This window comes from Paractinoplanes deccanensis, assembly GCF_016862115.1.
GTDB lineage: Bacteria > Actinomycetota > Actinomycetes > Mycobacteriales > Micromonosporaceae > Actinoplanes > Actinoplanes deccanensis.
This window is the reverse complement of the sequence record NZ_BOMI01000175.1, coordinates 1-25833: the sequence shown is the minus strand read 5'-3', so window position 1 is coordinate 25833 and position 25833 is coordinate 1. Positions and strand designations below refer to the sequence as shown.

Sequence of the window (25833 nt, the reverse complement as noted above, 5' to 3'; positions counted from 1 at the left end):
CGTCAGACCTCCATTCCGAAGTTCGTGGTGAAGCGGACGTCGCCCTCGACCATGTCGCGCATGTCGCTGACGCCGTTGCGGAACATCAGGGTGCGCTCGACGCCCATGCCGAACGCGAAGCCCGAGTAGCGGTCGGGGTCGATGCCGCAGGCGGTGAGCACCCGCGGGTTGACCATGCCGCAGCCGCCCCACTCGACCCAGCGCGGGCCGTCGCGGTGCTGGGCGAACCAGACGTCGAACTCGGCGGACGGCTCGGTGAACGGGAAGTAGTGCGGCCGCCAGCGGGTGCGCGCGTCGGGGCCGAACATCGCCTTGGCGAAGTGGTCGAGCGTGCCGCGCAGGTGGGCCATCGTGATGCCCTCGTCGACGACCAGGCCCTCGATCTGGTGGAAGACCGGGCTGTGCGTGGCGTCGAGCTCGTCCGAGCGGTAGGCGCGGCCGGGGCTCACCACATAGATCGGCGGCTGCTTGGTGATCATCGAGCGGACCTGGCCGGGCGACGTGTGCGTGCGCATGACGAGGCCGGGCAGGTCGACGTAGAAGGTGTCCATCGCCCCGCGGACGGGGTTGTCGGGCCCGATGTTGAGCGCGTCGAAGTTGGCCCACTCGAGCTCGAGCTCGGGGCCCTCGACGATGTCGTAGCCCATGCCGGCGAACAGGTCGCCCATGTGCTCCATGAGCGTGGTCAGCGGGTGGCGCGCGCCGCGCGGGCGGCGGTCCCACGGGAGGGTGACGTCGACCCGCTCCTCCACCAGCACCTTGGCGGCCCGGTCGAGCTCGAGCTCGGTCTGGCGGGAGTCGTACGCGCCCTGGATGGACTGCCGGGCCAGGTTGACCCGCTTGCCGGCGTCGGACTTCGCGGCCGGCGGCAGCGAGCCGATCTCGCGCCGGGCGAGGGAGACCGGCGAGCGGTCACCCAGGTGCAGGGGCTTCAGCGCGGCCAGCGCGTCGAGGTCGGGCGCGTCGTCGAAGGCCTTGCGCGCGTCGTCCACGGCGGCCTCGAGGGCGGCCGGGTCGAGCAGGGCGGCCTGCTTCGGATCGTACGGATCGTTGCGGTAGGACATGGTCGGGCAAGCTCCCTCACACCGGATGAACCATCGGGCAGTGTACGGAGGCGCGGCTCGGCCGCAGCCCGCCGGTCAGGGAGAACGCCCAGGAGTGCCTAGCGCCCGCGACCAGCGGGCCGGCTAAACAGCATCGAGTGTCCTGGCACGGGACCAAGCATAGCGGTCACACCGAACGGACAGCGACGGTGATACCGGCGTGGGCGGGGATCGGCGAGTCCATCGCGCGCAGCGCCTCGCCGGCCTCGGCCAGGTCGATCACCGAGCCCACCAGGCGGCCCGGGTCGAGCCGCCCGCGCGCCACGAGGTCGAGCATCGGCGGATAGTCCACGGCGGCCATGCCGTGCGAGCCGACGACCTGGAGCTCGTGCGCGACGACCAGGTCCCACGGCAGCGGCGCCCGCGCGTCGTCGCCGAGCATCAGGCCCACCTGCACGTGCCGCCCGCCGCGCCGCAGGCTGCGCACCGAGGCCTCCGCCGTCTCGGCCGAGCCGTAGGCGTCGATCGCGATGTCGGCCTCGCCCACCACCGACGGCACCACCACCGCGCCGAGCGACGCGGCCATCGCGGTCGCCGCCGGCGAGAGGTCGAGCGCGAGCACCCGCAGCCGCAGCGCCACCGCGATCATCACCGCGGACAGGCCCACGCCGCCGCAGCCGTGCACCGCCACCACGGCGTCGTCCGGCACCGGCCCGTGCCCGGTCAGCGCCCGGAAGGCCGTGGCGAAGCGGCATCCGAGGGCGGCCGCCGGCACGAAATCGACGGCGTCGGGCAGCCGTACGAGGTTGGTGTCGGCCGCGCGCACCTGCACCTGCTCGGCGAACGAACCGGGATGGGTGAAGCCGGGCTGCGTCTGGTTGGGGCAGATCTGCGCCCGGCCGGCGACGCAGTACGGGCACCAGCCGCACCCGTTGACGAAGGGCGCGGTCACCCGGTCGCCGACGGCGAAGCCCTTGACCTGCGGCCCGACGGCCGAGACGACACCGGCGAACTCGTGGCCCGGGATGTGCGGCAGCGGCACCGGGTCGTGCCCGCGCCAGGCGTGCCAGTCGGAGCGGCAGACACCGGTCGCGCGCACCTCGACCACCGCGCCGTCGGGCGGGCAGTCGGGGGCGGGCACGTCGGCCACCCGCGGCACCGAGCCCACCGCGTCGTAGACGATCGCCCTCATCAGCACGCCCTCATCAGCGCTGGGCCCGCGCCGACGCGTACAGGCAGACGGCGGCCGCCGCGGCCAGGTTGAGGCTCTCGGCGCCGCCGTAGATCGGCACGCGCACCTGCCGGTCAGCGGCGTCCAGCAGCGCGGAGGGCAGGCCGTGCGCCTCCGACCCGAACAGCCAGGCGGTCGGCGCGGCCAGCACGCCGTCGTCGGCCAGGGTGTCCAGGTCATCGGCGCCGTATCCGCTGGTGGCGAGCACCTGGAGACCGGCGGCGTTCAGGTCGGGGACGACGTCGAGCGGGGCACGGACCACATCTACATGAAACAACGAGCCGGCCGACGCGCGGACGCATTTCCCGTTGTACGGGTCGACGGCGTCCCCCGCGAAGATCACCGCGCTCGCCCCGGCGGCGTCCGCGGTGCGCAGCACGGTGCCCGCGTTGCCCGGGTCGCGGATCTCCGCCACGACGGCGACGAGCCGGGGCTCCTTGGCGAGCGCCTCGTGCAGCGGCACGTCCACCTGCTCGCACACCGCGACGAGCCCCTGCGGGTTCACCGTCTCGGCGAGGGCGGCCAGGCCGTCGTCGCTCACCGGCGACACCACCTGCGCCTGTGCGGCCAGCTCGGCGTGCCGGGACAGGCCCTCGCCGGTGCCGAAGAGCTCGATCACCACTCCCGCGGCGAGCGCCTCGCGCACCGCCTGCGGCCCTTCGGCCAGGAATCGGCCGGTCTGGTCGCGATCCTTGCGGCGCTGCAACTTGCGGGCCGCGGCGACCCGGGGAGTACGGGAGGTAAAAGTCATCCGAGCTCTTGCTCTTCCACGAAGCAGGGCGCCTCCCGTGCGTACGGGAAGCGCCCTGAGACGAAACGCGGTATCAGGCAGCCTGAGCGGCGGCGCCGCCGGTGCCCTCGGCCGCCACGGCGGCCCGCGCGACCTCGACGATCGCCGCGAAGGCGGCGGCGTCGTTCACCGCGAGGTCGGCCAGGATCTTGCGGTCCACCTCGACGCCGGCCAGCTTGAGGCCCTGGATGAGGCGGTTGTAGGTCAGGCCGTTGGCCCGGGCCCCCGCGTTGATGCGCGTGATCCACAGCTGGCGGAAGTCGCCCTTGCGGTCACGGCGGTCGCGGTACGAGTACTGCATCGAGTGCAGCACCTGCTCCTTGGCCTTGCGGTAAAGGCGGGAGCGCTGACCGCGGTATCCGCTGGCGGTCTCCAGCAACGTGCGACGCTTCTTCTGGGCGTTGACTGCCCGCTTGACGCGTGCCATTTCGGTACTCCTAACAGGGGAACGTGTGTGGCGCGCGCGTCAGCGGCCCAGCAGCTTCTTCACTCGCGGAATGTCCGCCTTGGCGACGGCGGTGGTGCCCGTCATGCGGCGCGTGACGTGCGAGGACTTGCCCTCGAGCAGGTGGCGCTTGCCGGCCTGCTCGGTGCGGAGCTTGCCCTTGCCGGTGACCTTCACCCGCTTGCCGGTGCCGGTGTGCGGCTTGAACTTAGGCACGTGAGCCTCTTTCTGATCTTTCCACGCGATCGGGGGGCCGGTCGGCCCCTCGTCGCGCGGAAAAGCTGTCTACTCTGCGGTGGTGTCGGCGGGAGCGTCCGGCGTAGTGCCGGCACCATCGCCCTCGCGCTGCTCGCGGCCGGGCTTGGCCGCCACGGCAGCGGCCTTGGTCGCCCGATGCGGGGCCAGCACCATGATCATGTTTCGGCCGTCCTGCTTCGGACTGGCCTCCACGAAACCAAGCTCCGAGATCTCCTCGCTGAGCCGGCGCAGGAGCCGGAAACCCAGCTCGGGGCGGCTCTGCTCGCGACCGCGGAACATGATCGTCACCTTGACCTTGTCGCCCGCCTTGAGGAACCGCACCACGTGACCCTTCTTGGTCTCGTAGTCGTGCGGGTCGATCTTCGGACGGAGCTTCATCTCCTTGATGACGGTCTGCTGCTGGTTGCGCCGCGCTTCGCGTGCCTTCAGTGCGCTCTCGTACTTGAACTTGCCGAAGTCCATGAGCTTGCACACCGGCGGCCGCGCCATCGGAGCAACCTCGACCAGGTCCAGGTCGACGTCCGCGGCCAGCTGGAGAGCGCGCTCGAGCGGGACGATGCCCACCTGCTCACCCTCGGGGCCGACCAGTCGGACCTCACGAGCCCGGATCTGTTCGTTGACGCGTGGTTCGACGCTGATGGGGCCTCCTCAGTTAATATCCCTCGCCGCGCGGTTCCCCAACCACGCGGCGCTGCCAATGTCGGTCGGCCCCGCGCCCTCGGGTGCCGGGCGCCGGGAAAGCAGAAGGCCCCGTGCGCACCTTGAGAAAAGTGCATGCCGGGGCCCGCTCGACCGGTCATCGGCGCCCATGAGGACGCACCCCGCGCCGCGATTATTCCCGTGGCGCAGGTGACCGGACCCGGCCCTACGAGCGAATCGAGGACTGCGGGTGGGAGCCGGCGGGCTCCTCTTTCGCGCCCCTGCTTGCACAAGGGCGTGGTCGACTGCGGTGAAGTCTACCAGGTACTGGAGATCAGGCCTCGACGGAGGCCTGATGCAGCTGGCGCAGGGTGCGGACGCCCTCGACCGCGTAGTCCTTGTCGGCCGCCTGGAGCGCGTGGATCGAGATCTGCTCCTCGTCGTGCAGCTCCAGCTGGGCCCAGGGCGAGTTGCGGTCGAAGCGCACCTTGCGCACCACCGACCAGGGCAGGTCGTAGCCGCCGATCACGTTACGGATCTTGATGTGGTCGGCGTCGGCCGTCACCTTGGGGCGGCAGAAGGCCAGGATGCCCAGGCCGATCAGCACGCCCAGGCCGATCATGGCGGCCTGGTCGCCGCGCTGGAACGTGCCGGAGTTGTCGAAGCCCGCCGAGCCGTGCAGCCCGAAGCTGAGCACGGTGAACAGCAGCGCGACGCCGATGGCGAGCGGCACCGCCACCCAGCGGATCTTCAAGGGCCGGTACGTGACCGGCTTCGTCTCCACGAGAGCCACGTTACAACCTGCAATTCGCGATGTCGGTCACCAGGATGGCGCGGGCGCCCAGCTCGTACAGCTCGTCCATGATCCGGTGCACGTCGGCACGCGGGACCATGGCCGACACGGCGACCCAGCCCTCGCGGTGCAGCGGCGAGACGGTCGGCGACTCGAAGCCCGGGGTGAGCGCGGTGGCCTGGTCGAGCAGGTCGGCGCGCACGTCGTAGGCGAGCATCACGTAGCTGCGCGCCACCAGCACGCCCTGGAGCCGGCGAACCAGCTGGGCGGCGCCCACGGCCTCCTCGGAGGGCCGGCCGATCAGGATGGCCGAGGACCGCAGCAGCGGCTCGCCGAAGGTGACCAGCCCGGCCTGGCGCAGCGTCGCGCCGGTCTCGACCACGTCGGCGATCACGTCGGCCACGCCGAGGCGCACCGCGTTCTCGACCGCGCCGTCCAGGCGTACGACATCGGCCTTGAGGTCTCGCTCGGTCAGGTAGCGCTCGACGACACCGGGGTAGGCGGTGGCGATGCGGCGGCCGCCGATCTGGTCGGCCGTGATGGCGCTGTCGGCGGGGGCGGCCCAGCGGAAGGTCGCGCCGCCGAAGTTGAGGTCGAGCAGCTCGCTGGCCGGGACGCCGGAGTCGACGAGCAGGTCGCGGCCGGTGATGCCGAGGTCCAGGTCGCCCGAGCCGACGTACGTGGCGATGTCGCGGGGTCGCAGGTAGAAGAACTCGACGTGGTTGGCCTCGTCGCGGCAGACGAGGTCCTTGGGGTCGGTGCGCTGGCGGTAGCCGGCGTCACGCAGCATCTGGGACGCGGGCTGGGACAGGGTCCCCTTGTTCGGTACGGCGATGCGCAGCATGGCGGACGTGCTCCTTGGATCGATCTCGTCGGTGGATCGGGGCGGCACGTCACAGATGTCGGTAGACGTCCTCGAGCTGCAGACCGGTGGCGATCATCAGGACCTGGGCCTGGTAGAGCAGCTGGGAGATCTCCTCGGCGGCCCGCTCGGGGCCCTCGTGCTCGGCGGCCATCCAGGACTCGGCCGCCTCCTCGACGACCTTTTTCCCGATGAAGTGGACTCCGCGCTCCAGGGCGGCGACGGTGGACGAGCCCTCCGGCTTCTCCACCGCTTTCGCCTGAAGCTCGGCGAACAGCTCTTCGAACGTCTTCACGGATGGCATTTTGCCAACTCGTCACGGGATGGCGACGAACGGCCCCAGCAGGTGAGACGTGGCCTAGGCTGCCGGACATGGTCAGCCGAAACACCCTCACCTCGATCGGCGGCGCCGCGCTCCTGGTGGCCGCCCTGGCGGGCTGCGCTCCCGCCGACGAGAACGACTCCCCGACCGCGTCAGCTTCCTCCTCGGGAAGCCTTTGCCCTGCTGGCGCCCTGCAGACCAAGACGGCTGGCAAGCTGACGATCGGCACGGACAACCCCGCGTACGAGCCGTGGTTCTCCGACAACGACCCCAAGAACGGCAAAGGTTTCGAATCGGCCGTCGCCTACCAGGTCGCCCAGCGCCTCGGGTATTCACAGGACAACGTGATCTGGACCTCTGTGACGTTCAACAACGCCATCGCGCCGGGGCCGAAGGCGTTCGACTTCGACATCAACGAGTTCTCGATCACACCCGAACGGCGTAACGCGGTGGACTTCTCCTCGCCGTACTACCTCGTCCGCCAGACCGTGATCACCACAAAGGGCTCGAAGATCGCGTCGGCCGCCTCGCTCGCCGACCTCAAGGGCGCCAAGCTCGGCGCCCAGGTCGGCACGACCAGCTACCAGGCGATCACCGACCTGATCAAGCCGAGCGCCCAGCCGTCGGTCTTCAACAACAACGACGACGCCAAGGCCGCGCTGGTCAACGGCACTGTCGACGGCATCGTGGTGGACCTGCCGACCGCGTTCTACATGACGTCCGCCGAGCTCAAGGACGGCGTCATCGTCGGCCAGCTGCCCCAGGTGGGCACGCCGGAGCAGTTCGGCCTGGTGCTCGACAAGGGCTCGCCGCTGACCACCTGCGTCAGCCAGGCGGTCGACCAGCTGCGCCAGGACGGCACGCTCGCCGTGCTCGAGAAGACGTGGCTGGCCGACACGGGTGGTGCAAAAGAGCTCCAGTGATCCTCCAGCACCACACTCCTAGCGACATTCAGCGCGGCCGGATCGCTTACCGACGCAAGCAGGCGATCCGGTCCGTGCTGCTCGCCGCGCTCTCGACAGCGGTCCTCGGCACCCTGCTGGTCGTGCTGATCACCGGCGCGCCCGGCTGGGACCGGGTGCGCGCGTCGTTCTTCGACCCGCGCATCGCCCGGAAATACCTGCCGGCCATCCTCGAGGGCCTGTGGCTCAACATCCGGCTCTTCGTGGTCTGCGCCGCGTGCGCCCTCGCCCTGGGCCTGCTCATCGCGATCCTGCGGACCCTGCGCGGCCCGGTCTTCTTCCCGGTGCGCACGCTCGCCACGGTGTACACGTACTCGTTCCGCGGCCTGCCGCTGATCATCGTGATCTACCTCTTCGCGTTCGGCATCCCGGGCCTGCGCCTGCAGGGCACGCCGAGCGTCACCGTGCTCGGCGGCGCAGCCATCGTGATCACCTACGGCGCCTACCTGGCCGAGGTGATCCGCTCCGGCATCGAGTCGGTGCACCCGAGCCAGGTCGCGGCGGCCCGCTCGCTGGGGCTCAGCTATCGCCAGGCGATGCGCCACGTGGTGCTCCCCCAGGCCGTCCGGCGGTCGGCTCCGCCGCTGCTCAACGACACCGTGGCGATGCAGAAGGACGTGGGGCTGATCTCGTTGGCCGGCCCGATCGACGCGATCCGCGCGGCGCAGATCGGCGTGGCGCAGGAGGCCAACTTCACCCCGTACGTAGTGGCGGGTGTGCTCTTCGTCCTGCTGGCGCTGCCGCTGATCGGGGTCACCGACTTCGTCACGCTGCGCGCCGCACGCCGTCAGAACGCGGGGACCTGAGATGGTGCTCTCCTGCCAGGACGTCCGCAAGACGTTCGGCCCGAACGTGGTGCTCGACGGGCTCAGCCTCGACGTGGGTGAGCACGAGGTGGTCGCGCTGATCGGCGCCTCCGGCTCGGGCAAGTCCACGCTGCTGCGCTGCGTCAACCTGCTCACCGAGATCGACGACGGCACGATCCGGCTCGACGGCGAGGACATCACGGACCCCAGGGCCGACCCCGACGCGGTGCGCCAGAAGATCGGTCTCGTCTTCCAGTCGTACAACCTGTTCCCGCACATGACGGTGCTCGACAACATCACGCTCGCGCCGGTGCGCGTCCACCGCAGGCCCGTCGCCGAGGCCCGCGAGCAGGCCCGCGAATGGCTCCAGCGGGTGGGGCTGGCCGACAAGGCCACGGCCTATCCCGACCGCCTCTCCGGCGGCCAGCAGCAGCGCGTGGCCATCGTGCGCGCCCTGGTCAACAGCCCGCGGCTGCTCCTGCTCGACGAGGTCACGTCGGCGCTGGACCCCGAGCTCGTCGGCGAGGTGCTCACCATGATCCGCGACCTCAAGGGCGAGGGCATGACCATGGTGCTGGCCACCCACGAGATGGGCTTCGCCCGCCAGGTGGCCGACCGGGTCGCCTTCCTCGACAAGGGCAAGGTGCTGGAGGAGGGTCCGCCGTCGCGCGTGCTGGGCGATCCGGCCGAGCCCAGGACCCGCCAGTTCCTGGCCCGCATCATCGAGGCCGGCCGCCTCTGAGCCATGTCGGAATGCCGACCCGGCGTTCGCTTTAAGTAGTTACGAGGTGACAGGGTGCAACAGCGGGCACGGGGGTGAACCGCCGCGACGGGGACGGCGGCCCCCTGCCCAGGGGAAGGACCGCCGATGCGCCGTTTCGCCCTGTTCGCCGCCGCCCTGATCGCGGCCCTGCTGGTCACGCCGGCGGCGGCCCACGCCGCGTCCAGCACCCGCGTCGTCGCCGCCGAGCTGCGGCTCGACGGGGAACGCGTGCGGGTCACCCTCGCCGCGACCTGCCCGGCCGGAGCCACCATCCAGGTCCGGGTCACCGTCACCGCGGTCAACGGCACCGCCGTCGCCGAGGGCACCCGCCGCGGGACGGCCGATTGCACCGGCAGCGTGCAGGAGATGGTCCTGCGCGTGACCGCGACCCGGCGGGCGCGCTCTTCGCCCGCGGACCGGCCACCGCCCGCACGGTCCGCACCGTCTGCGAGGCCGCGGGCTGCGAGGTCGTCCCGTTCGACGAGACCATCAGGATCACCCGATGATCGGCGCCGCGCTCGCCACAGCCGCTCTGCTCTTGGCTCCGCCCACGGCCACGATCGACGTCCTGTGGACCACCATCGCCGCGCGCGGCGCCGCCGTCGACGTGGCCTTCGGCGTCTCGTGCCCGGCCGGCTTCACCGGCACGGTCACCGTCAGCGTCGCCCAGGCCCGCGACGACGGCCTCCAGGCCCACGGCACCGCCGTCACCGACCTGGCCTGTGTGGGGAGCGCCCTGCTCTACACCCAGCGGGTCACGGCGACCGTCACCGGCGCACCCTTCGAACGCGGCAAGGCGACCCTGGCGATGCAGGTGGTCGCCTGCGATGAGACGGAATGCTTCAGCACCCCGCTCAACGGGACCACCCGCATCACCAAGCTGCCCTAGGGCTTCGAGAGCTCGCGCACCACCAGCGCGGCGTCGAGCACCGCCACGGCGGTGGCCCAGCCCTTGTCCTCCACCGAGTCCTCGAGGCCGGCCCGGTCGCGGGCCTGCCCGAGGCTCTGGACGGTGAGGACGCCGTGGCCCACCGGGACGCCCTCGTCGAGTGCCACGCGGGTGAGGCCGGCGGTCACCGAGTCGTTGACGTACTTGAAGTGGTCGGTCTCGCCCTTGATGACGACGCCGAGCGCCACCACCGCGTCGTACTTGCGCGCCATCGCCTGGGCGACGATCGGCAGCTCGACCGCGCCCGCCACGCGGTGCACGGCCACCTCGTCGACGCCGCACGCCTCCGCGGCCGCCTTGGCCCGCTCGATCATGTGATCGATCAGGTCGGCGTGCCAGCGGGAGCCGACGATGCCGAGGCGCAGCCCCTTCGCGTCGACGGTCTGCAGATGCGGATCACCGAAGCCGGCCATGTAAGTCCCCCTTTGTCTAGAAGTATCGCGCCGAAACAGAGAGCAGTCAGCCCAACGCCTCGAACAGGTGCCCCATGCGGTCCCGCTTCGTGCGCAGGTAGTGCACGTTCTCCGGGTGCAGCCGCACGGGCAGCGCCTCGCGCCCAGTGATCGTCAGGCCGTACCCCTCGAGCCCGGCCCGCTTGGCCGGGTTGTTGGTGAGCAGCCGCATCGAGCGCACGCCCAGGTCGTACAGGATCTGCGCCCCGGTGCCGTAGTCGCGGGCGTCGGCGGGCAGCCCCAGCTCGAGGTTGGCGTCCACGGTGTCCAGGCCACGATCCTGCAGCTGGTACGCCTGAAGCTTGTGCAACAGCCCGATCCCGCGGCCCTCGTGGCCGCGCATGTAGAGCACGACCCCGCGCCCCGCCTCGGCCACCCGCGCGAGGGCCGCGTCGAGCTGTGGGCCGCAGTCGCAGCGCTTCGAGCCGAAGACGTCGCCGGTCAGGCACTCGCTGTGCACCCGCACCAGCACGTCCTCGCCGTCGCCGATCTCGCCGTAGACGAGGGCCACGTGCTCGCCACCGTCCACCCCCGCGCGGTAGCCGACAGCGGTGAAGTCGCCGTGCTCGGTCGGCAGCCGGGTCTCGACGACCCGCTCCACCTGGGTCTCGCGGTGCCGCCGGTACGCCACCAGGTCGGCGATCGTGATCAGCGCGAGGTCGTGCTCCTCGGCGAAGCGCTCCAGGTCGGGGCGGCGCTGCATCGTGCCGTCGTCGTTTACCATCTCGCAGAGCACGCCGGCGGGCCGCAGCCCGGCCATCTCGGCCAGGTCGATCGACGCCTCGGTGTGCCCGGGCCGGCGCAGCACGCCACCCTTGCGGGCGCGCAGCGGCACCACGTGCCCGGGGCGGGACAGGTCGGAGGGCTGGGTCTCGGCCGAGGCGAGCAGCCGGATCGTGTGTGCCCGGTCGGCGGCCGAGATGCCGGTGGAGACGCCCTCGCGGGCGTCGACCGTGACCGCGTACGCCGTGCCGCGCGCGTCCTGGTTGGTGTGGAACATGGGCGGCAGGTCGAGCCGGTCGGCCTCGTCCTCGGGGATCGGCACGCAGATGTAGCCCGAGGTGTAGCGCACCATGAAGGCGACCAGCTCGGGGGTGGCCTTCTCGGCCGCGAAGATCAGATCGCCCTCGTTCTCGCGGTCCTCGTCGTCGACCACGATGACGGCCTTGCCGGCGGCGATGTCCTTGATCGCGCGCTCGATGCTCTCAAACATTGCGGCTCCCGATCATCTTCTCCACGTACTTCGCGATCACGTCGACCTCGAGGTTGACCGGGTCGCCGGCGTCCTTGGTGCCCAGCACGGTCAGCTTCGAGGTGGTCGGGATCAGCCCGACGCTGAACGTCTCGCCGTCCACTGCCATGACGGTCAGCGAGACGCCGTCGACGGTGATCGAGCCCTTCTCCACCACGTACCTCGCCAGGTCGGCGGGGAGCGAGAAGCGCACCACCTCCCAGTCGGCGGCCGGCTCCCGCGCGATGATCCGCGCGACCCCGTCGACGTGGCCCTGCACCAGGTGGCCGCCGAGGCGGCTGCCGAGCGCGGCGGCCCGCTCCAGGTTGACCGGGCTGCCCTCCTCGAGCGCGCCCAGCGACGAGCGGCGCAGCGTCTCGCCCATCACGTCGGCGGTGAAGACGCCGTCGACGTTGTCGATGACGGTCAGGCAGACCCCGTTGACCGAGATCGAGTCGCCGTGCCGCGCGTCCGACGTGACCAGCGGCCCGCGCACGGCGAGCACTGCCGAGTCGCCGCCGGTCTCCGTGAGGCCGACGACCTCACCCAATTCCTCGACGATGCCGGTGAACATGAGCAGTACCGCCTTCAGTCTCAATAAGGGTGGTTGGTGGGGTGGCCGGAGGGGCTCTCATCGGATGGCTTCTGCTTCAGCGATGCCGTGAAGCGCAGGTCGGGGCCGATCTGCGCGATGTCGGTGAGGTCCAGCTCGATCGCGTCGCCGATGGTGGCGACGCCCGCGCCGACCAGCGCCGCCTTGCCCGCGCCGAGCAGCTTGGGCGCGACGTAGCCGACCACCTGGTCGACCAGCCCGGCGGCGAGGAACGCGCCGGCCAGCGTCGGCCCGCCCTCCAGCAGCACCGACCGGACGCCCCGGCCGAAGAGCGCGGCGAGCAGGGCGCTGAGGTCGACGCGGCCGTCCGGGCCGGCGCCGACCTCGCGGCTCGTGACGATCCAGGTGGGCGCGGCAGCGTCGTTGACCCGCGCCGTCTCGGGGGTACGCCCGTGCGAGTCGACGATCACCCGCAGCGGCTGCTTGATCGCGAGGGTGCCGTCGCGCAGGTCGCGCACGGTGAGCTGCGGGTCGTCGGCGAGGACCGTGCCCACCCCGGCGACGATCGCGTCGACGGTGGCGCGCAGCGCGTGCACATCGGTGCGGGCCGGCTGCGAGGTGATCCACTGGCTGGTGCCGTCCTCGGCCGCCGAGCGCCCGTCGAGGGTGGCGGCGAACTTCCAGGTCACGTACGGCCGGCCGCGCCGCACCGCGGTCAGCCAGGCGATGTTGCCCTGGGTGGCCTCCTGCCGGCGCACCCCCGTCTCGACGTGCAGGCCCGCGGCGCGCAGCGTGACCGCGCCGCCGGCCGCGACCGGCGTGGGATCGTCGACGGCGATGACCACCCGGCGCACGCCGGCGCCGATCAGCGCCTGGCTGCACGGCCCGGTGCGCCCGGTGTGATTGCAGGGTTCCAGAGTGACGACCGCCGTGCCGCCCTTGGCGCGCTCGCCGGCCTGGGCGAGCGCCACGATCTCGGCGTGCGGCCCGCCGGCGTACGCGTGGAAGCCCTCGCCGACGATCTCGCCGTCGGCGTCGAGCAGGACGCAGCCGACCACCGGATTGGGACTGGTCGTCCCGAGGCCCCGGGCGGCCAGCGCGATCGCGCGGCGCATCGCCTCGTCCTCGGTCACCATCCGCGTCTCCCTCTCGCGCGCTACGGACCAGCGCTGGAAGAAGAGGGAGAAAACGCCGAGAATCGGACACGAGGGTACGCTTCGCGCACCCCGGCCGTGGGCGCCCGAAGAAGCCCAGGGTCCGATCCCGCGCGCTGTCTCCCATCCGGACTGTCTGACCAGGCCTGCCTGATCAACCGTCGGCCCCGGATTTTCACCAGGTCCACCGTCCGTCGTGTCGACGTCCGGGTCGCGGGCTTACCGGCCAAAGGCCGGATCACCGCCGGTTCGGAATTTCACCGAGTCCCGCCAGCGCGTGGTGGGTCACTCCCGAGTTTTGCACGCGCGATCGTTTTTGCCATCCCCGCGCGAGACATCTCACATGACCTCAGCTTGACGAAGATGTTGCGAACCTATGACGGCCGCCCCTTACACCTCGTCGGCGCCCTCCGCGCGGCGCCGGTCGATCGCCACGTAGGACCCGGGCTGGGACTTCGCCACCTTTTTCATCTCGGACGCCACCGCGATCACCACCCGGGGATCGGTGAACCGGCGGCCGTCGACGGTCGCCTGCGCCACCCCGATCGAGAGCGTCACCAGGGCGGCGCGGTTCTTGTTGCCCCGGCGGTCGGGGACCTCGATGTAGCCGCGCTGGGCGTCGCCCGGATCGTAGAGCTGGTCGGCGGACTGCTCGAAGTCGGTGACCGTGCGCTTGGTGAGCGGCAGCACCTGGTCGGGCGTGCAGATGAAGACGAAGTCGTCGCCGCCGATGTGGCCCAGGAAGATCGAGGGCGGGCCGACGGCGATCACGGCGCGGTGCAGGCTGCGGGCCAGCTCGGTGATGAACTCGTCGCCGCGGTCGAAGCCGTACACGTCGTTGACGCTCTTGAAGCGGTCGATGTCGATGTAGCCGACCGAGTACTCGCCGCCGGCCTTCATCCGGTCGGCGATCTCGCGGCGGACCCGGGCGTTGCCGGGCAGGCCGGTCAGCGGGGAGACCTCACGGAACTCCTTGTTGCGCCGCAGCGTGGAGGAGACGCGCGCGATCAGCTCGGCGGTGTCGAACGGCTTGACCAGGTAGTCGTCGACGCCGGCGGTGAGGCCCACCACCTTGTCGACGGTCATGCTCTTGGCGGTCAGCATGATGACCGGGAGGGCGGAGGTGAGCGGCTCGGCGCGCAGCCGGCGGGTCAGCTCGACACCGTCCATGCGCGGCATCATCCAGTCGACCACGGCCAGGTCGGGCCGCTTGGTCTCCATCACCTCGAGCGCGTCCTGCCCGTCGCGGGCGCGGACCACGTCGTACCCGTGGACCTTGAGGTTGAACTCCACGAAGCTGGCGATGTCCTGGTCGTCGTCGACCACCAGGATGAGGTCGGGCCGGTCATCGGGCTCACGACCGAGCTCGTCGGGCTTGTCGGGGATGACCCCAGTGCTCATGAGACTCCTTCCGCGAGGGAGCGGAGCTTGCGGATCGCCTCGGCCGGGTCCTCGGCGCCGTAGACCGCCGTGCCGGCCACGAACGCGTCGGCGCCCGCCTCGGCCGCCCGGGCGATCGTGTCGGCCGCGATGCCGCCGTCGACCTCGAGGCGCACCGAAAGGTCCTTCGCCGTGATGCGGCGGCGCACGTCGCGCACCTTGTCGAGCATCTCGGGCAGGAACCTCTGGCCGCCGAAGCCCGCCTTGATCGTCATGATCAGCACGGTGTCGACGTAGGGAAGCAGCTCGAGATAGGGCTCGACGGGGGTGTCCCGGTCGATCGCGAGCCCCGCCTTGGCGCCGGCCGCGCGCAGCGTCTTGGCCAGGTGCACCGGGTCCTCGCAGGCCTCGGCGTGGAACGTGACGTTGTAGGCACCGGCCTCGGCGTAGCCCGGCGCCCAGCGCTCGGGATCGGTGATCATCAGGTGCACGTCGAACGGGAGGGACGTGGCCTTGCGCAGACTCTGCACCACCGGGAGCCCGATCGTCAGGTTGGGCACGAAGTGGTTGTCCATGACATCCACGTGCACCCAGTCGGCGGCACCCTCGATCGCGCGCACCTCGTCGGCGAGATGGGCGAAGTCGGCGGCCAGAATGCTCGGGGCGATGATCGGCGATGGTGTCACGGCTGAAGTGTAGGGCCTTCGGCAGCCCCTCTTCACGGCCTGTGGACAACCGATAGAGTGACCCCTCTTGATTCGCCGATCGGGGGAACGACGATGCGTAGGTGGGCGGCCGCTGTGGCCGGCGCCCTGATGGTCGCCGTGGCCGGGTGCAGCGAGCTGCCCGCGGGTGTGGACGGCGACCTGACCGACGGGTGGCGCACACCGCCCGCCGCCCTCCAGTTCCGCCCCACCGCCGGCTGCCACGCCGACCTGGTCGAGACGGCGACGATCGAGGACGACGACGCCGTCCCCTGCACCGAGCCCCACCTGGCCGAGACCTTCGCGGTGGCCGACCTGGGCGAGGTCACGGCCGCCGCGCGGGCCGCCCGAGCCTTCCAGGAGTGCTCGGCCCGGGCCACCACGTTCGTCGGCGGCGACTGGCGCACCGGCTGGCTGATCCTCCAGCCCGTGCTGCCCAGCGACAAGGCGTGGGCGGGCGGCGCCCGCTGGGTGCGCTGCGACGTGGCCGAGACGGCACCCTCCGACGGCACGCTGGTGCGCCGCACCGGCAGCGTCCGCGGCGGCCTCGCGGGCGCCGGCAAGCTCAAGATGACCTGCGCCAACGCGACCGTCGCGGGCGACCAGGTGACCGGCCTGCGCGCGATGAGCTGCGCCCAGAAGCACACGTCGGAGTTCGCCGGCCTGTTCGTCAGCAAGCGCGCCACCTCGTCGGCCATCACGGCCGCCGAGATGGAGAAGGGCTGCAACGCCGCGATCGCGAAGTTCGCCGGCATCCCGAACGACAGCACGATCAAGAACCGGGTCGGCTGGCTCGGCTTCCCGCCCGACAAGGACTCGTGGCGGCTCGGCGACCGGGCCGTGCGCTGCTTCCTGTGGCTCAACGGCGAGCCGATGACCGGCACCTACCGCAACGCCGGCACCAAGAAGCTGAAAATCCACTACGTCTACCGCTAAGCGCCTGGCCAGAAGTCTTGTCTGTAACCGGGTGGGAGCCAGGGCGCGGCGGTGGTGAGGTTTTGGGTGTTGGTGCGGTCTTGGAAGAAGGTGTGGGTTTGCCGGACCCGGTCGGCACGTTTGTGCCGGGTGTCATGATCCGGTGGCGGATCCCGTGTGGCATCCAGCAGGAGCGGATCCGGGCGAGTAGGTCGAGGTGGGTTTCGTCTTCGGCGAGCACGACTGATCCGGCTGGTAGGGCGGTGAGCTGGGCGCGGATGCCGGCGCAGATCTGGTCGTGGTCGGGGTCGCTTTTGGCGATCAGGCGGGGCCGGGACCAGCGGGCGTGTTCGCGGATGCGCCGGCGCAGGGTGGAGAGGCTGATCTTGGGGCGGCCGAGGGCCCGCCAGAGGCGGGCGGTGGTCCAGGCTTTCGGGGTTTGCAGCAGCCGGCCGATGCGGCTCGAACCGCTGCCCGGCTGCCAGCGCTCGGACTCCACCTGCCGAGCCCGCGGGCCGGACATCGACCGGCGGGCCTGACTGAACGGCGTCGCCCATGCTGCGCCGATTGAAGCCGCGTTCGACGTTGTTGCGGTCGCGGTAACGGCCGGCGTCGAAGGTCGGCTGCTCTCTTGTCGGCTCGGTTGGCTTTCTGGTCGCTGCGCTCAGAGACCACCGCGGCAATCTTGCGGACGTGAATCACCTGGATCTGCTGCGGCGCCGAGTGAACAGCGCCCGGTCGAGCGCGGCGCTCATCAGCCGTCCACAAATCGTGCAGCCGATTCGCCGCATCGGCTCGCCAAACCTCGGCGTCGGTGGGGCCGAACCCGGCGGCGGCGTGGGCGTAGCACGTCGCCAGGGTGACTCCCTCGCCGAACTCCCGGCGGATCCCGTTGCGCAACGTCGACGGGTTGGTCCCGAGCAGCTGATGCGCACGCACGATGACGCACTAGCGTGGTTCCAGGTGGGCGGCCAGGTTGGCCAGGGACGAGGCCATGCCGGTGGCGTGGTCGGCGGCGGAGATGCCGGTGGGGACGTCGTCGGCTCGGATGTCCACGCGGGTGCCGTCCGGCACGGCGGTGACCTGCCAGGTCATCGTCATGGTGCCGGCGTGGGCCGGGTCGTCGGAGACGAAGTCGACGGCCTGCACCACGCGCTCGCCGGGGACGATGTCGACGAAACGGGCCTCGACCACGTCGGAGCCGGCGGTGGTCTTGCCGGGGGCTGCCGAGGCGTCGGCGTAGGTCAGGACCAGCCGGTACGAGCCGCCGGGGCGGGCGTCGAAGCGCTCGAACCGGGCGGTCATGCCGTCGGGCGGGAGCCAGGCCGTGAGCGCGTCGGGATCGACGAGGGCCGCGAACACCCGGTCGGGCGCAGCCGCGATGACCCGGGAGGCCGTGTCTGTTCTGGGCATGCCCCAGGAAACCACGACGTCGCGCGAAAGGCGCCCCGCGGCCTCTCGTGGCAGAGAGGTCGCGGGGTGCATCGTGGGCTCGCTCCTGCGGTTGGTGCAGGGGGAAAGGCGTACTTCCGCCTGGTCTTTATGCGGTGCGGCGCAGGACGGCCAGGAACATCGCGTCGGTGCCGTGTTTGTGCGGCCAGAGCTGGACGGTGGGGCCGCTGCCGAGGCCCGGCATGCCGGGTGGGAGCAGGGGGCGGGCGTCGATGAAGTCGACCTCGACGCCGCTGCGGCGCGAGCCCTCGGTGACCGTGACCTGCGTCTCCACCATGTGAGGGGAGCACGTCACGTAGGCCACCACGCCGCCGGGGCGCACCGCGCGCAGCGCCGCGACCAGCAGCTCGCGCTGGAGCTTGGTGAGCGGGGGCAGGTCGGCGGGCTGGCGGCGCCAGCGCGACTCGGGGCGGCGGCGCAGCGAACCCAGGCCGGTGCACGGCGCGTCGACCAGCACCCGGTCGAACGACTCCTCGGGCAGGTCGGGGTCGCGGCCCACCGAGCGGCCGTCCATCGGCAGCACCGTGACCGGCATGCCCTCGGTGGCCCGCTCGACCAGGCGCGCCCGGTGCTCGGCCACCTCGACCGCTGTCACCTCGGCGCCGCGGGCCGCCGCGATCGCGCCGATCAGGCCGGTCTTGCCGCCCGGGCCGGCGCACAGGTCGAGCCAGCGGGTGTCGCGGCCCTCGATCGGCGCGGCCAGCAGCGCCGCCGCGACCAGCTGGGAGCCCTCGTCCTGCACGTGGGCGCGGCCGTCGCCGATGGCCGCCAGCTCGCGCGGGGAGCCGCCGTTGAGATAGACCGCGTACGGCGAGAAGGCCCCGGGGACGCCGCCCACCTCGTCGGCCAGCTCGACCGCGTCGGCCCGGCCGGGACGGGCGCACAGGTGCACCACCGGCGGCTGGTTGTCCTCTATGAGCAGGCGGGCCGTGTCGGCCAGGTCGCCGCCGAGCGACTCCTCGAAGGCCCGCACGATCCACTGCGGGTGGTTGTGCATCACCGCGAGGTTGCCGATCGGATCCTGTTCGTACGAGGGGGCGAGCCGTTCGAGCCACGTCTCCAGCGGCGTCTCGGAGATGGTGCGCATCACCGCGTTCGCGAACCCGGCCGCGCCCGGGGCGACCGAGCGCACCAGGTCGACGGTCTGGTTCACCGCGGCGTGCGCCGGCACCCGGGTGTGCAGCAGCTGGTAGGCGCCGAGCCGCAGCGCGTCGCGGGCCGGCGGGTCGATGCGGGCCACGTCGCGGCCGGCCGCCGAGGCGACGATCAGGTCGAGCGTGCCGAGCGTGCGCAGGGTGCCGTAGGTGAGCTCGGTCGCGAACGCCGCGTCGCGCCCGTCGAGCCCCATGCCCCGCAGGATCTCGGGCAGGACCAGGTTGGCGTACGCGTCGTCGCGGTGCACGGCGGCGATCGCCTCGTACGCGGCCTGGCGCGCCGGATCGGACGGCGGACGGCCCCCGCGCGGCGCCCTGCCCGTGCGGGAGTCACGGTCGTAGCCCGGACCGCCGCCACCGCGACGGGGACGTCCCGAGCCGTGCGGCCGATTTGCCTTGTGCTCGCTCACTGAAGCTTCTCCCCCGGCTGGATCCGCAGCCCTCGTGCCCAGTCGGTGGCCGGCATGGGCTTCTTGCCCGCGGCGCGCACCTCGCCCAGCGCGACCGGCGTGGTGGCCGTGCCCACGAGCACCTGGGTGCGCTCGACGAGCAGGTCACCGGGCGCCAGCTGCGGGGCGTTCGCCACCGGGCGCACCGGGCCGAGCTTGAGCCGGTCGTCGCGCAGGGTCGTCCACGCGCCCGGCGCCGGCGTGCAGGCCCGGATGCGCCGGTCGACGGCGAACGCCGGGTCGCCCCAGCGCACGCGCGCGTCGTCGACGGTGAGCTTGGGGGCGAACGTGACACCGTCGGCGGGCTGCGGGTGGGCCCGGGCCGTGCCGGCCTCGATCGCGTCGAGCACCGCCACCAGCAGGCCGGCGCCCTCGGTGGCGAGCCGCTCGAGCAGGTCGCCGGAGGTGTCGGTGGGGCGGATGTCCTCGGTCAGCGTGCCGTAGACGGGGCCGGTGTCGAGGCCGGCCTCCAGCTCGAACACGCTCGCGCCGGTCACCTCGTCACCGTGCAGCACCGCGTGCTGCACCGGGGCGGCGCCGCGCCAGGCGGGCAGCAGCGAGAAGTGCAGGTTCACCCACCCGTGCTTCGGGATCTCCAGGGCGCTCGGGGGCACCAGCGCGCCGTACGCCACGACCGGCACGCAATCGGGGGCGAGCTGCCGCAGCCGCTCCTGGAACTCGGGCTCGCGCGGCTTCTCGGGGGTGAGCACCTCGATGCCGCGCTCGTCGGCCCAGGCGCCGGCGGGCGAGCGCACCAGGCGGCGGCCGCGCCCGGCGGGGGCGTCGGGCCGGGTGACCACGGCGACCAGCTCGTGCCGGGACGCGGCGAGCGCGTCGAGGCTGGGCAGGGTGACGGCGGGCGTGCCCGCGAAGATCAGGCGCACCCGGTCACCGCCCCAGGCCGAAGATGCCCCGGCCGTGCGGGCTCTCCTTGATCGTCGGGGGCTTGCCGGCGTCGTACCACTCCGCGGAGCGGATCTGCTTCATCGCGTCCTTGCGGGCGGCGGCGTCGAGCCGGTCGATGAACAGCACCCCGTCGAGGTGGTCGGTCTCGTGCTGCACGCAGCGGGCCATCAGGCCGGTGCCGACCAGCTGGATCGGGTCGCCGTGCTGGTTGAAGCCGGACGCCACGACGTGCTGCCGGCGCTTGGTGTCGATGTAGACGCCCGGAATGCTCAGGCAGCCCTCGGGGCCGTCCTGCTCCTCGTCGTCGGGGAACGACAGCACCGGGTTGACGATGTGCCCGACCACGTCATCCACGTCGAACGCGAACACGCGCAGGCCGACACCGAGCTGCGGGGCGGCCAGGCCGGCGCCGCCCTCGTCCTGCATGGTCTCGGTCAGGTCCTTGACCAGCTTGCGCAACTCTTTGTCGAAGTCGGCGACGGGATCGGCCGGCGTCCGGAGCACCGGATCGCCGAACAGACGGATGGGCTGGACGGTCACGCGACAAGGCTCCTGACGTCAAGGGCGAACACCCCGACTAGTCTACGGAGTCCCGCGGCGTGCCGAGCGTCACCGGCAGCGTCTCCCAGCCGCGCAGATTCATCCGCGGCCGGCGCACCGGCCGGCGCGTGAGCCGCATCTCCGGGAAGCGGCGCAGGAGCGCGGGCAGCGCGATCTGGGCCTCCAGCCGCGCGAGCGGCGCGCCGAGGCAGTAGTGCGCCCCCGCCCCGAACGACAGCGGCGTGTTGCCGGGCCGCTCGGGCCAGAAGTCGCCGGCCCGCTCGAAGCGATCCGGATCACGGTTGGCCGCCCCGAGCAGCAGCACCAGCTCGGCCTCGGCGGGCAGCTCGATCCCGTGCATCCGGGTGGGCCGCGCGGCGAAGCGCTCGGTGAGCTGCACCGGCGAGTCGAACCGCAAGATCTCTTCCACGTACGCCGGAGCGAGCCCCGGATCGGCGCGGAGCCGCTCGGCGTACGCGGGGTGGTCGAGCAGCAGCACCACGCCGTTGCCGAGCAGGTTGGTGGTGGTCTCGAACCCCGCCACGAGCAGCAGCATGAGGTTGCCGAGCAGTTCGCGCCCGGTCAGCTTCTCGCCGTCGCGGGTCAGCGCCGAGACGAGGTCGTCGGCGGGCTCGGCCTGCTTCCGGGCGATCAGGTGGACGAAGTAGTCCTCGAGCTCGATCGCGGCCTCGTGCGCGCGGGCCTCGTCCCGCTCGGTCCAGCGCACCTCGAGCACGGCGGTGAGCGCCTCGGCCAGCCTGCGGAACCGCCCCCGGTCGGCGGCCGGCACCCCGAGCAGGGCGGTGATCACCCCGATCGGCAGCGGGTAGGCGAGGCTCGACATCAGGTCGGCCTCGCCGTCGAGCCGGTCGAGCGCCTCACCGACCTGCGCCTCGATCACGGACCGCAGCGCGCCGGTCCGCCGCGCGGTGAAGACCCCGGCGGCGAGCCGGCGCATGCGGGTGTGGTCCGGCGGGTTGGACCGCAGCATCGAGTCGGCGAAGAGCTCCAGCGCCTTGTTGTCCCGCCAGTCGTCCCAGCGGACGTCGAGACGCTTGATGTCGTACGTCTCCATCGCCGGGTCCCGCAGGATGCCGTCGACAGCCGCGTAGCCGGAGACGAAGTAGTAGCCGTCGGCCACGGGCAGCACCGGCCCGTGCTTCCGCAGCGCCGCGTAGGCGGGCACCGGGTCGTGGGTGGCACTCGGCGACAGCAGGGTCTGCACGGCTTCGGCGGCATCCATGATGGACATTGTGCGTCAGGCGGCGTCGTACGCGGGCCCGCGCACATCGTCGAGCAGGGCCGGCCGGCTCGGGGCCCAGCCGAACGTCTCGCGCGCCAGGCTGCCGTCCATGCCGCCGTCGCGCGCGAGAACGCCCAGCTGGGGCGGCGCCTGCTCCGGGCTCAGCGACACCGCGTCGCCGCCCGCGCGCTCGGCGATCACGCGCGCCAACTGCCCGATCCGGAACGTGTCACCCGAGGCCGCGTTGAAGATCCGGCCCGGCTGCGGCTTCTCCAGCGCGAGCACGAAGAGGTCGGCCAGATCGTCGACGTGCACCGCCGACCAGGTCTGCTCGCCGTCGCCGAGATAGGGCACGACCTTCTGGGCACGGCCGAACGCGAGCAAGCCGAGCAGCAGCCCCGAGCCGCCGCGCCCGTGCACGAGCGGGGCCCGCAGCACCGTACCGCCCGCCGCCAGCACGGCCCGCTCGCCGAGCACCTTGTGCGGTTGCGCCGCGGTGCCCGGGTCGACCGGCGCGTCCTCGCCGCGCTGACCCGGGCCGTAGACCAGGCCGGTGCTGGTGTAGACGAACGGCTTGCCGACGAGCATGGCCTCGAGCGCCGGCCCCTCCACCTCCGCCATGGCCGGGTCCGCGTAGTCGACGGCGGTGTGCACGACGGCGTCAGCGCGCTCGGCCTCGGCGCGCAGCACGCCGAGGTCGCCCAGGGCGCCTCGCACCGGCTCGGCACCTCGGCCGGCTACCTGCTCGGCCGCCCGCTCGGACCGGGCCAGCGCCCGCACCCGGTGGCCCGCCGCGCGCAGGTGCTCCAGGACCACGCCGCCGACGTACCCACTGCCACCGGTCAGAAAGATCTCCACGATCGACCCCCTTCAAGCGGATGACTTATCCGCTGCTTCACGGTAGCGGATTTTTCATCCGTTCGGATTGCCGATCCGCTGATGTGACCTGGATCGCCCCGGCCGGCGCCCCGCGCGGCCCGCGGAATTGTCAGAGGGTCCGGGCAGAATGGCTGCGATGGCGACCAAGGGCACCCGCGCAGACCGCACACCGGCAGAGACCCTGCCGGTGGCCCGCGTCTGCGTCGACGTGCCCCTGCCCCACCTCGACCGCCCCTTCGACTACCTGGTCCCCGCCGCCGAAGACGAGGCCGCCCGCCCCGGCGTGCGCGTCAAGGTCCGCTTCGCCGGCCAGCTGGTGAGCGGCTTCCTGCTGGAGCGCGCCGAGTCCTCACCGCACGGCGGCAAGCTGGCCTACCTCGACAAGGTGGTCTCCCCCGAGCAGGTCCTCGACCCCGAGATCGCCCGCCTGGCCCGAGCCGTCGCCGACCGCTACGCCGGCAACCTCTGCGACGTGCTGCGCCTGGCCGTCCCGCCACGCCACGCCCGCGTCGAGTCCCAGTCCCCCAAGGCGCCCGCCACGCCGGCCGCCCCCGACTCCAGCGCCGCTACCGACGCTCCCCTGGGCTCGGAAGCGGTCCCCTCGGCCACCGATGCCGCCGCGGCCCAGACTCCTCCCGCCACCCCACCTACCTCAGCGCCTCCCGCGGCCCCAGACAGCCCAACGCCGCCCGCTGCCGCGAACACCCCAACGCCGCCCGCTGCCGCAAACACCCCAACGCCGCCCCTTGCCGCAAACACCCCAACGCCGCCCCTTGCCGCAAACACCCCAACGCCGCCCCTTGCCGCAAACGCCCCAGCGCCTCCGGCGGTCGCACAGACCCCGGCCGAGGCAACTGACGGCCACCGCGCCGGGCCGGCCGAGAGCGGAGGTGGCGTTGCCGCCGGTGACGCTCAATCGGGCACGGCTTCCGCGGTTGACGTGGGCGGGTGGGGCGCCTATCTCGCCGGGCCCGCCTTTCTGCGAGCCCTGGCCGAGGGGCGCAGCGCGCGGGCGGTCTGGGGTGCGCTGCCCGGGGAAGATTGGGCCGCCCGCATCGCCGAGGCCGCGGCGGCCACCGTCCGGGGCGGGCGCGGGGTGGTCATCGTGGTGGCCGACGCGCGTGATCTCGACCGGGTCGATCGGGCGCTGGGCAGGGCGCTGGGCCCGGGGCAGCACGTGGCGCTCAACGCGGCTCTCGGACCGGCGGAGCGCTACCGGCGGTTCCTGGCCGCGAGCCGGCATCAGGTGCCGGTGGTCGTGGGCACGCGCGCGGCCATGTGGGCGCCGGTGGCCAAGCTCGGGCTCGTGGTCATCTGGGACGACGGCGACGACCTGCACGGCGAGCCGCGGGCGCCCTACCCGCACGCGCGCGAGGTGTTGCTGACGCGGGCCCAGCTGGCGGAGTGCGCGGCGCTTGTGGCGGGCTTCGCGCGCACCGGTGAGGGGCAGTTGCTGCTCGAGACCGGGTGGGCCAAGGAGATCAGCGCGAGCCGGGACGTGCTGCGGGCCCGGACGCCGGCGATCCAGCCGACCGGCGACGATCCGCAGCTGGCCCGCGACCCCGGCGCCGCCACGGCGCGCCTGCCCAGCATCGCCTGGCAGGCGGCGCGGCAGGCGTTGCAGGCGGGGGCTCCGGTGCTGGTCCAGGTGCCGCGGCGGGGCTACCTGCCGTCGATCGCGTGCGCCGATTGCCGTACGCCGGCGCGCTGCCCCCATTGCTCCGGCCCGCTGGAGCTGTCCGGCTCCCGCGACGTCCCGATGTGCCGCTGGTGCGGGCGGGCCGCCGCGGCATACGCGTGCCCCACCTGCGGAGGCCGGCGGCTGCGCGCCTCGGTGACCGGCGCCCGGCGCACGGCCGAGGAACTGGGACGCGCCTTCCCCGGCGCGACGGTCCGCACGTCCGGGCGCGACGAGGTCCTCGACACGGTCCCCGCCGAGGCCTCGGTCATCGTGTCCACCCCCGGCGCCGAGCCGGTCGCCGAGGGCGGCTACGGCGCCGTGCTGCTGCTCGACACGTGGGCCCTGCTGACCCGTTCCGACCTGCGCGCCGCCGAGGAGACCATGCGCCGCTGGCTCAACGCCGCCGCGCTCGCCAAGCCCGCCCCCCACGGCCGCGTCATCGTCGTCGCCGACGGCTCGCTCGCCACCGTGCAGGCCCTGATCCGCTGGGACCCCGCCTGGTTCGCCGCCCGCGAGCTGGCCGAACGCCGCGAGCTCGGCTTCCCGCCCGCCGCCCGCATGGCCAGCGTCACCGGCATCACCGACGCCGTCAACGATCTACTCCAGACCGCCCGCCTCCCCGGCGACGTCGAACTGCTGGGCCCGGTCCCCGCCCCCGACGACCAGGAACGCATGCTCCTGCGCGTTCCCCGCTCCCACGCGGCCGCCCTCGCCCACTCGCTCCACGAGGCCGCCGCCGTGCGCAGCGCCAAAAAGGCCCCCCAGGCCGTACGCATCGAGGTCGACCCGACGGCCCTGTTCTAGTCAGCTCTCCCGGGCGAGGCCGACGCTGCCATCCTCGACCCGCCCAGAAGCCCGCCGCGTCCGGCGCCTGCACGACCTCGGTCCCGGCTCTCGCTTGCGTTGCTGACCCTCACCACGCCAAAGCCCAAGACAGAACGTTCGTTCCAGCCAGCGGCGGAAAGGGCGCAGCGAACTGGTGCCGGAGGCCCGCCGCTGACGCTCAAGCGCCGCGACGCCGAAGCAGCTCCGGACGCGGCAACCGGCGCTGTCGCTGGGGTCGACGGACACACGCGCCCTTTACAAAGACAGACACACGCGCCCTTGACGTAGACAGAACGTTCGTTCTGGCTAATCGGGAGACGCGTTTGCCGTCGACGGCGGCGGCGTCGGCGGCGTTGGCGGCGGCGGCGTTGGCGGCGGCGGCGTTGGCGGCGGCGTTGGCGGCGGCGGCGTTGGCGGCGGCGTTGGCGGCGGCGGCGTTGGCGGCGGCGTTG

Annotated in this window: 28 protein-coding genes, 1 pseudogene and 1 riboswitch; of the genes and pseudogenes, 6 read left to right on the top strand and 23 right to left on the bottom strand. The window is 72.4% G+C overall.

The window, feature by feature from the left end; all coding sequences use genetic code 11:
* Positions 1–2: 2 nt before the first annotated feature.
* From pheS to Ade02nite_RS41505, 9 genes are all read right to left on the bottom strand, one after another.
* Positions 3–1064, bottom strand: a complete 1062-nt coding sequence (gene pheS / locus Ade02nite_RS41545) for a phenylalanine--tRNA ligase subunit alpha (RefSeq protein WP_203776099.1) — start codon at positions 1062–1064, stop codon at positions 3–5.
* A gap of 166 nt (positions 1065–1230) precedes the next feature.
* Positions 1231–2235, bottom strand: coding sequence for an alcohol dehydrogenase catalytic domain-containing protein (locus Ade02nite_RS41540; RefSeq protein ID WP_203776097.1), 1005 nt, complete (start codon positions 2233–2235; stop codon positions 1231–1233).
* Positions 2236–2248: 13 nt separating this feature from the next.
* On the bottom strand, positions 2249–3025 hold the full coding sequence (locus tag Ade02nite_RS41535) for a TrmH family RNA methyltransferase (RefSeq protein WP_203776090.1): 777 nt from the start codon (positions 3023–3025) through the stop codon (positions 2249–2251).
* A 73-nt stretch (positions 3026–3098) separates the two neighbouring features.
* Positions 3099–3491: a 50S ribosomal protein L20 gene (rplT, locus tag Ade02nite_RS41530; RefSeq protein WP_097324701.1), complete on the bottom strand. Its 393-nt coding sequence runs from the start codon at positions 3489–3491 to the stop codon at positions 3099–3101.
* Positions 3492–3530: 39 nt separating this feature from the next.
* Complete coding sequence (rpmI, locus tag Ade02nite_RS41525) at positions 3531–3725, bottom strand: 50S ribosomal protein L35 (protein WP_097324698.1); 195 nt, start codon at positions 3723–3725, stop codon at positions 3531–3533.
* A gap of 69 nt (positions 3726–3794) precedes the next feature.
* A complete protein-coding gene (gene infC, locus Ade02nite_RS41520) occupies positions 3795–4406 on the bottom strand; it encodes a translation initiation factor IF-3 (protein ID WP_203776181.1) in 612 nt (203 codons plus the stop codon).
* A gap of 334 nt (positions 4407–4740) precedes the next feature.
* Positions 4741–5190 (bottom strand): PH domain-containing protein, encoded by a 450-nt coding sequence (locus Ade02nite_RS41515; RefSeq protein WP_239169426.1) that lies wholly within the window; start codon positions 5188–5190, stop codon positions 4741–4743.
* A 10-nt stretch (positions 5191–5200) separates the two neighbouring features.
* Entirely contained in the window at positions 5201–6043 is an 843-nt protein-coding gene (gene hisG, locus Ade02nite_RS41510) for an ATP phosphoribosyltransferase (protein ID WP_203776086.1), read from the bottom strand.
* A 49-nt stretch (positions 6044–6092) separates the two neighbouring features.
* Positions 6093–6356 (bottom strand): phosphoribosyl-ATP diphosphatase, encoded by a 264-nt coding sequence (locus tag Ade02nite_RS41505; protein WP_203776084.1) that lies wholly within the window; start codon positions 6354–6356, stop codon positions 6093–6095.
* A 77-nt stretch (positions 6357–6433) separates the two neighbouring features.
* On the opposite strand from Ade02nite_RS41505, the gene Ade02nite_RS41500 reads away from it, so the two are divergent.
* The 4 genes from Ade02nite_RS41500 to Ade02nite_RS41485 all read left to right on the top strand — a co-directional run bounded on the left by Ade02nite_RS41500 (position 6434) and on the right by Ade02nite_RS41485 (position 9803).
* Complete coding sequence (locus tag Ade02nite_RS41500) at positions 6434–7306, top strand: ABC transporter substrate-binding protein (RefSeq protein ID WP_203776082.1); 873 nt, start codon at positions 6434–6436, stop codon at positions 7304–7306.
* Positions 7303–8151 carry an amino acid ABC transporter permease gene (locus tag Ade02nite_RS41495; RefSeq protein WP_203776080.1) on the top strand — a complete coding sequence of 283 codons (849 nt, stop codon included), beginning with the start codon at positions 7303–7305 and terminating at the stop codon, positions 8149–8151. Before Ade02nite_RS41500 ends, Ade02nite_RS41495 begins: the two co-directional genes overlap by 4 nt.
* A 1-nt stretch (position 8152) precedes the next feature.
* Positions 8153–8893 carry an amino acid ABC transporter ATP-binding protein gene (locus tag Ade02nite_RS41490; RefSeq protein ID WP_203776078.1) on the top strand — a complete coding sequence of 247 codons (741 nt, stop codon included), beginning with the start codon at positions 8153–8155 and terminating at the stop codon, positions 8891–8893.
* A 523-nt stretch (positions 8894–9416) separates the two neighbouring features.
* Positions 9417–9803, top strand: coding sequence for a hypothetical protein (locus tag Ade02nite_RS41485; protein WP_203776076.1), 387 nt, complete (start codon positions 9417–9419; stop codon positions 9801–9803).
* Here the strand turns inward: Ade02nite_RS41485 and ribH are convergent.
* The 6 genes from ribH to rpe form a co-directional block, all read right to left on the bottom strand.
* Complete coding sequence (gene ribH, locus Ade02nite_RS41480; RefSeq protein WP_203776074.1) at positions 9800–10276, bottom strand: 6,7-dimethyl-8-ribityllumazine synthase; 477 nt, start codon at positions 10274–10276, stop codon at positions 9800–9802. The two genes, Ade02nite_RS41485 and ribH, sit on opposite strands and share 4 nt — an antisense overlap.
* A 46-nt stretch (positions 10277–10322) precedes the next feature.
* Positions 10323–11528: a bifunctional 3,4-dihydroxy-2-butanone-4-phosphate synthase/GTP cyclohydrolase II gene (locus tag Ade02nite_RS41475; RefSeq protein WP_203776072.1), complete on the bottom strand. Its 1206-nt coding sequence runs from the start codon at positions 11526–11528 to the stop codon at positions 10323–10325.
* Positions 11521–12120, bottom strand: coding sequence for a riboflavin synthase (locus Ade02nite_RS41470; RefSeq protein WP_203776070.1), 600 nt, complete (start codon positions 12118–12120; stop codon positions 11521–11523). Before Ade02nite_RS41470 ends, Ade02nite_RS41475 begins: the two co-directional genes overlap by 8 nt.
* A gap of 20 nt (positions 12121–12140) precedes the next feature.
* Positions 12141–13235, bottom strand: a complete 1095-nt coding sequence (ribD, locus tag Ade02nite_RS41465) for a bifunctional diaminohydroxyphosphoribosylaminopyrimidine deaminase/5-amino-6-(5-phosphoribosylamino)uracil reductase RibD (protein ID WP_203776068.1) — start codon at positions 13233–13235, stop codon at positions 12141–12143.
* Positions 13236–13364: 129 nt separating this feature from the next.
* Positions 13365–13532: riboswitch (FMN riboswitch) on the bottom strand.
* A 111-nt stretch (positions 13533–13643) separates the two neighbouring features.
* Positions 13644–14654: a GGDEF domain-containing response regulator gene (locus Ade02nite_RS41460; RefSeq protein WP_203776066.1), complete on the bottom strand. Its 1011-nt coding sequence runs from the start codon at positions 14652–14654 to the stop codon at positions 13644–13646.
* Positions 14651–15319: a ribulose-phosphate 3-epimerase gene (gene rpe, locus Ade02nite_RS41455; protein ID WP_203776064.1), complete on the bottom strand. Its 669-nt coding sequence runs from the start codon at positions 15317–15319 to the stop codon at positions 14651–14653. Before rpe ends, Ade02nite_RS41460 begins: the two co-directional genes overlap by 4 nt.
* 93 nt (positions 15320–15412) lie before the next feature.
* Here rpe and Ade02nite_RS41450 point away from each other — a divergent pair, with 93 nt between their 5' ends.
* Positions 15413–16273, top strand: coding sequence for a septum formation family protein (locus Ade02nite_RS41450; RefSeq protein ID WP_203776062.1), 861 nt, complete (start codon positions 15413–15415; stop codon positions 16271–16273).
* Here Ade02nite_RS41450 and Ade02nite_RS50635 read toward each other — a convergent pair.
* The 7 genes and pseudogenes from Ade02nite_RS50635 to Ade02nite_RS41420 form a co-directional block, all read right to left on the bottom strand.
* Positions 16270–16733, bottom strand: a pseudogene (locus Ade02nite_RS50635) (hypothetical protein); the annotation flags it as partial. The gene Ade02nite_RS41450 and the pseudogene Ade02nite_RS50635 sit on opposite strands and share 4 nt — an antisense overlap.
* Before the next feature lie 467 nt (positions 16734–17200).
* Positions 17201–17665, bottom strand: coding sequence for an SRPBCC family protein (locus tag Ade02nite_RS41445; protein ID WP_203776060.1), 465 nt, complete (start codon positions 17663–17665; stop codon positions 17201–17203).
* 127 nt (positions 17666–17792) lie between these two features.
* Positions 17793–19268, bottom strand: coding sequence for an RsmB/NOP family class I SAM-dependent RNA methyltransferase (locus tag Ade02nite_RS41440; RefSeq protein WP_203776058.1), 1476 nt, complete (start codon positions 19266–19268; stop codon positions 17793–17795).
* Positions 19265–20191, bottom strand: coding sequence for a methionyl-tRNA formyltransferase (gene fmt, locus Ade02nite_RS41435; protein WP_203776056.1), 927 nt, complete (start codon positions 20189–20191; stop codon positions 19265–19267). The genes Ade02nite_RS41440 and fmt overlap by 4 nt, the downstream gene beginning before the upstream one ends.
* A gap of 4 nt (positions 20192–20195) precedes the next feature.
* Entirely contained in the window at positions 20196–20753 is a 558-nt protein-coding gene (gene def / locus Ade02nite_RS41430; RefSeq protein ID WP_203776054.1) for a peptide deformylase, read from the bottom strand.
* Positions 20754–20790: 37 nt separating this feature from the next.
* Complete coding sequence (locus Ade02nite_RS41425) at positions 20791–21996, bottom strand: cytochrome P450 (protein ID WP_203776052.1); 1206 nt, start codon at positions 21994–21996, stop codon at positions 20791–20793.
* Positions 21997–22011: 15 nt separating this feature from the next.
* Positions 22012–22854 (bottom strand): NAD-dependent epimerase/dehydratase family protein, encoded by an 843-nt coding sequence (locus Ade02nite_RS41420; RefSeq protein WP_203776050.1) that lies wholly within the window; start codon positions 22852–22854, stop codon positions 22012–22014.
* A 157-nt stretch (positions 22855–23011) separates the two neighbouring features.
* Here Ade02nite_RS41420 and Ade02nite_RS41415 point away from each other — a divergent pair, with 157 nt between their 5' ends.
* A complete protein-coding gene (locus Ade02nite_RS41415) occupies positions 23012–25360 on the top strand; it encodes a primosomal protein N' (RefSeq protein ID WP_203776047.1) in 2349 nt (782 codons plus the stop codon).
* 199 nt (positions 25361–25559) lie between these two features.
* On the opposite strand, the gene Ade02nite_RS41410 is transcribed toward Ade02nite_RS41415, so the two are convergent.
* Positions 25560–25833: hypothetical protein (locus Ade02nite_RS41410; protein WP_203776045.1), on the bottom strand; the 274-nt coding region annotated here is incomplete at its 5' end.

Excerpts from the sequence above, each read along its gene's own strand:
- pheS (WP_203776099.1), bottom strand. The coding sequence starts at position 1,064 with ATGTCCTACCGCAACGATCCGTACGATCCGAAGCAGGCCGCCCTGCTC.
- Ade02nite_RS41540 (WP_203776097.1), bottom strand. The coding sequence starts at position 2,235 with ATGAGGGCGATCGTCTACGACGCGGTGGGCTCGGTGCCGCGGGTGGCC.
- Ade02nite_RS41535 (WP_203776090.1), bottom strand. The coding sequence starts at position 3,025 with ATGACTTTTACCTCCCGTACTCCCCGGGTCGCCGCGGCCCGCAAGTTG.
- rplT (WP_097324701.1), bottom strand. The coding sequence starts at position 3,491 with ATGGCACGCGTCAAGCGGGCAGTCAACGCCCAGAAGAAGCGTCGCACG.
- hisG (WP_203776086.1), bottom strand. The coding sequence starts at position 6,043 with ATGCTGCGCATCGCCGTACCGAACAAGGGGACCCTGTCCCAGCCCGCG.
- Ade02nite_RS41500 (WP_203776082.1), top strand. The coding sequence starts at position 6,434 with ATGGTCAGCCGAAACACCCTCACCTCGATCGGCGGCGCCGCGCTCCTG.
- Ade02nite_RS41490 (WP_203776078.1), top strand. The coding sequence starts at position 8,153 with ATGGTGCTCTCCTGCCAGGACGTCCGCAAGACGTTCGGCCCGAACGTG.
- Ade02nite_RS41485 (WP_203776076.1), top strand. The coding sequence starts at position 9,417 with ATGATCGGCGCCGCGCTCGCCACAGCCGCTCTGCTCTTGGCTCCGCCC.
- ribH (WP_203776074.1), bottom strand. The coding sequence starts at position 10,276 with ATGGCCGGCTTCGGTGATCCGCATCTGCAGACCGTCGACGCGAAGGGG.
- Ade02nite_RS41475 (WP_203776072.1), bottom strand. The coding sequence starts at position 11,528 with ATGTTTGAGAGCATCGAGCGCGCGATCAAGGACATCGCCGCCGGCAAG.
- Ade02nite_RS41470 (WP_203776070.1), bottom strand. The coding sequence starts at position 12,120 with ATGTTCACCGGCATCGTCGAGGAATTGGGTGAGGTCGTCGGCCTCACG.
- ribD (WP_203776068.1), bottom strand. The coding sequence starts at position 13,235 with ATGGTGACCGAGGACGAGGCGATGCGCCGCGCGATCGCGCTGGCCGCC.
- Ade02nite_RS41460 (WP_203776066.1), bottom strand. The coding sequence starts at position 14,654 with ATGAGCACTGGGGTCATCCCCGACAAGCCCGACGAGCTCGGTCGTGAG.
- Ade02nite_RS41450 (WP_203776062.1), top strand. The coding sequence starts at position 15,413 with ATGCGTAGGTGGGCGGCCGCTGTGGCCGGCGCCCTGATGGTCGCCGTG.
- Ade02nite_RS41445 (WP_203776060.1), bottom strand. The coding sequence starts at position 17,665 with ATGCCCAGAACAGACACGGCCTCCCGGGTCATCGCGGCTGCGCCCGAC.
- Ade02nite_RS41425 (WP_203776052.1), bottom strand. The coding sequence starts at position 21,996 with ATGGATGCCGCCGAAGCCGTGCAGACCCTGCTGTCGCCGAGTGCCACC.
- Ade02nite_RS41415 (WP_203776047.1), top strand. The coding sequence starts at position 23,012 with ATGGCGACCAAGGGCACCCGCGCAGACCGCACACCGGCAGAGACCCTG.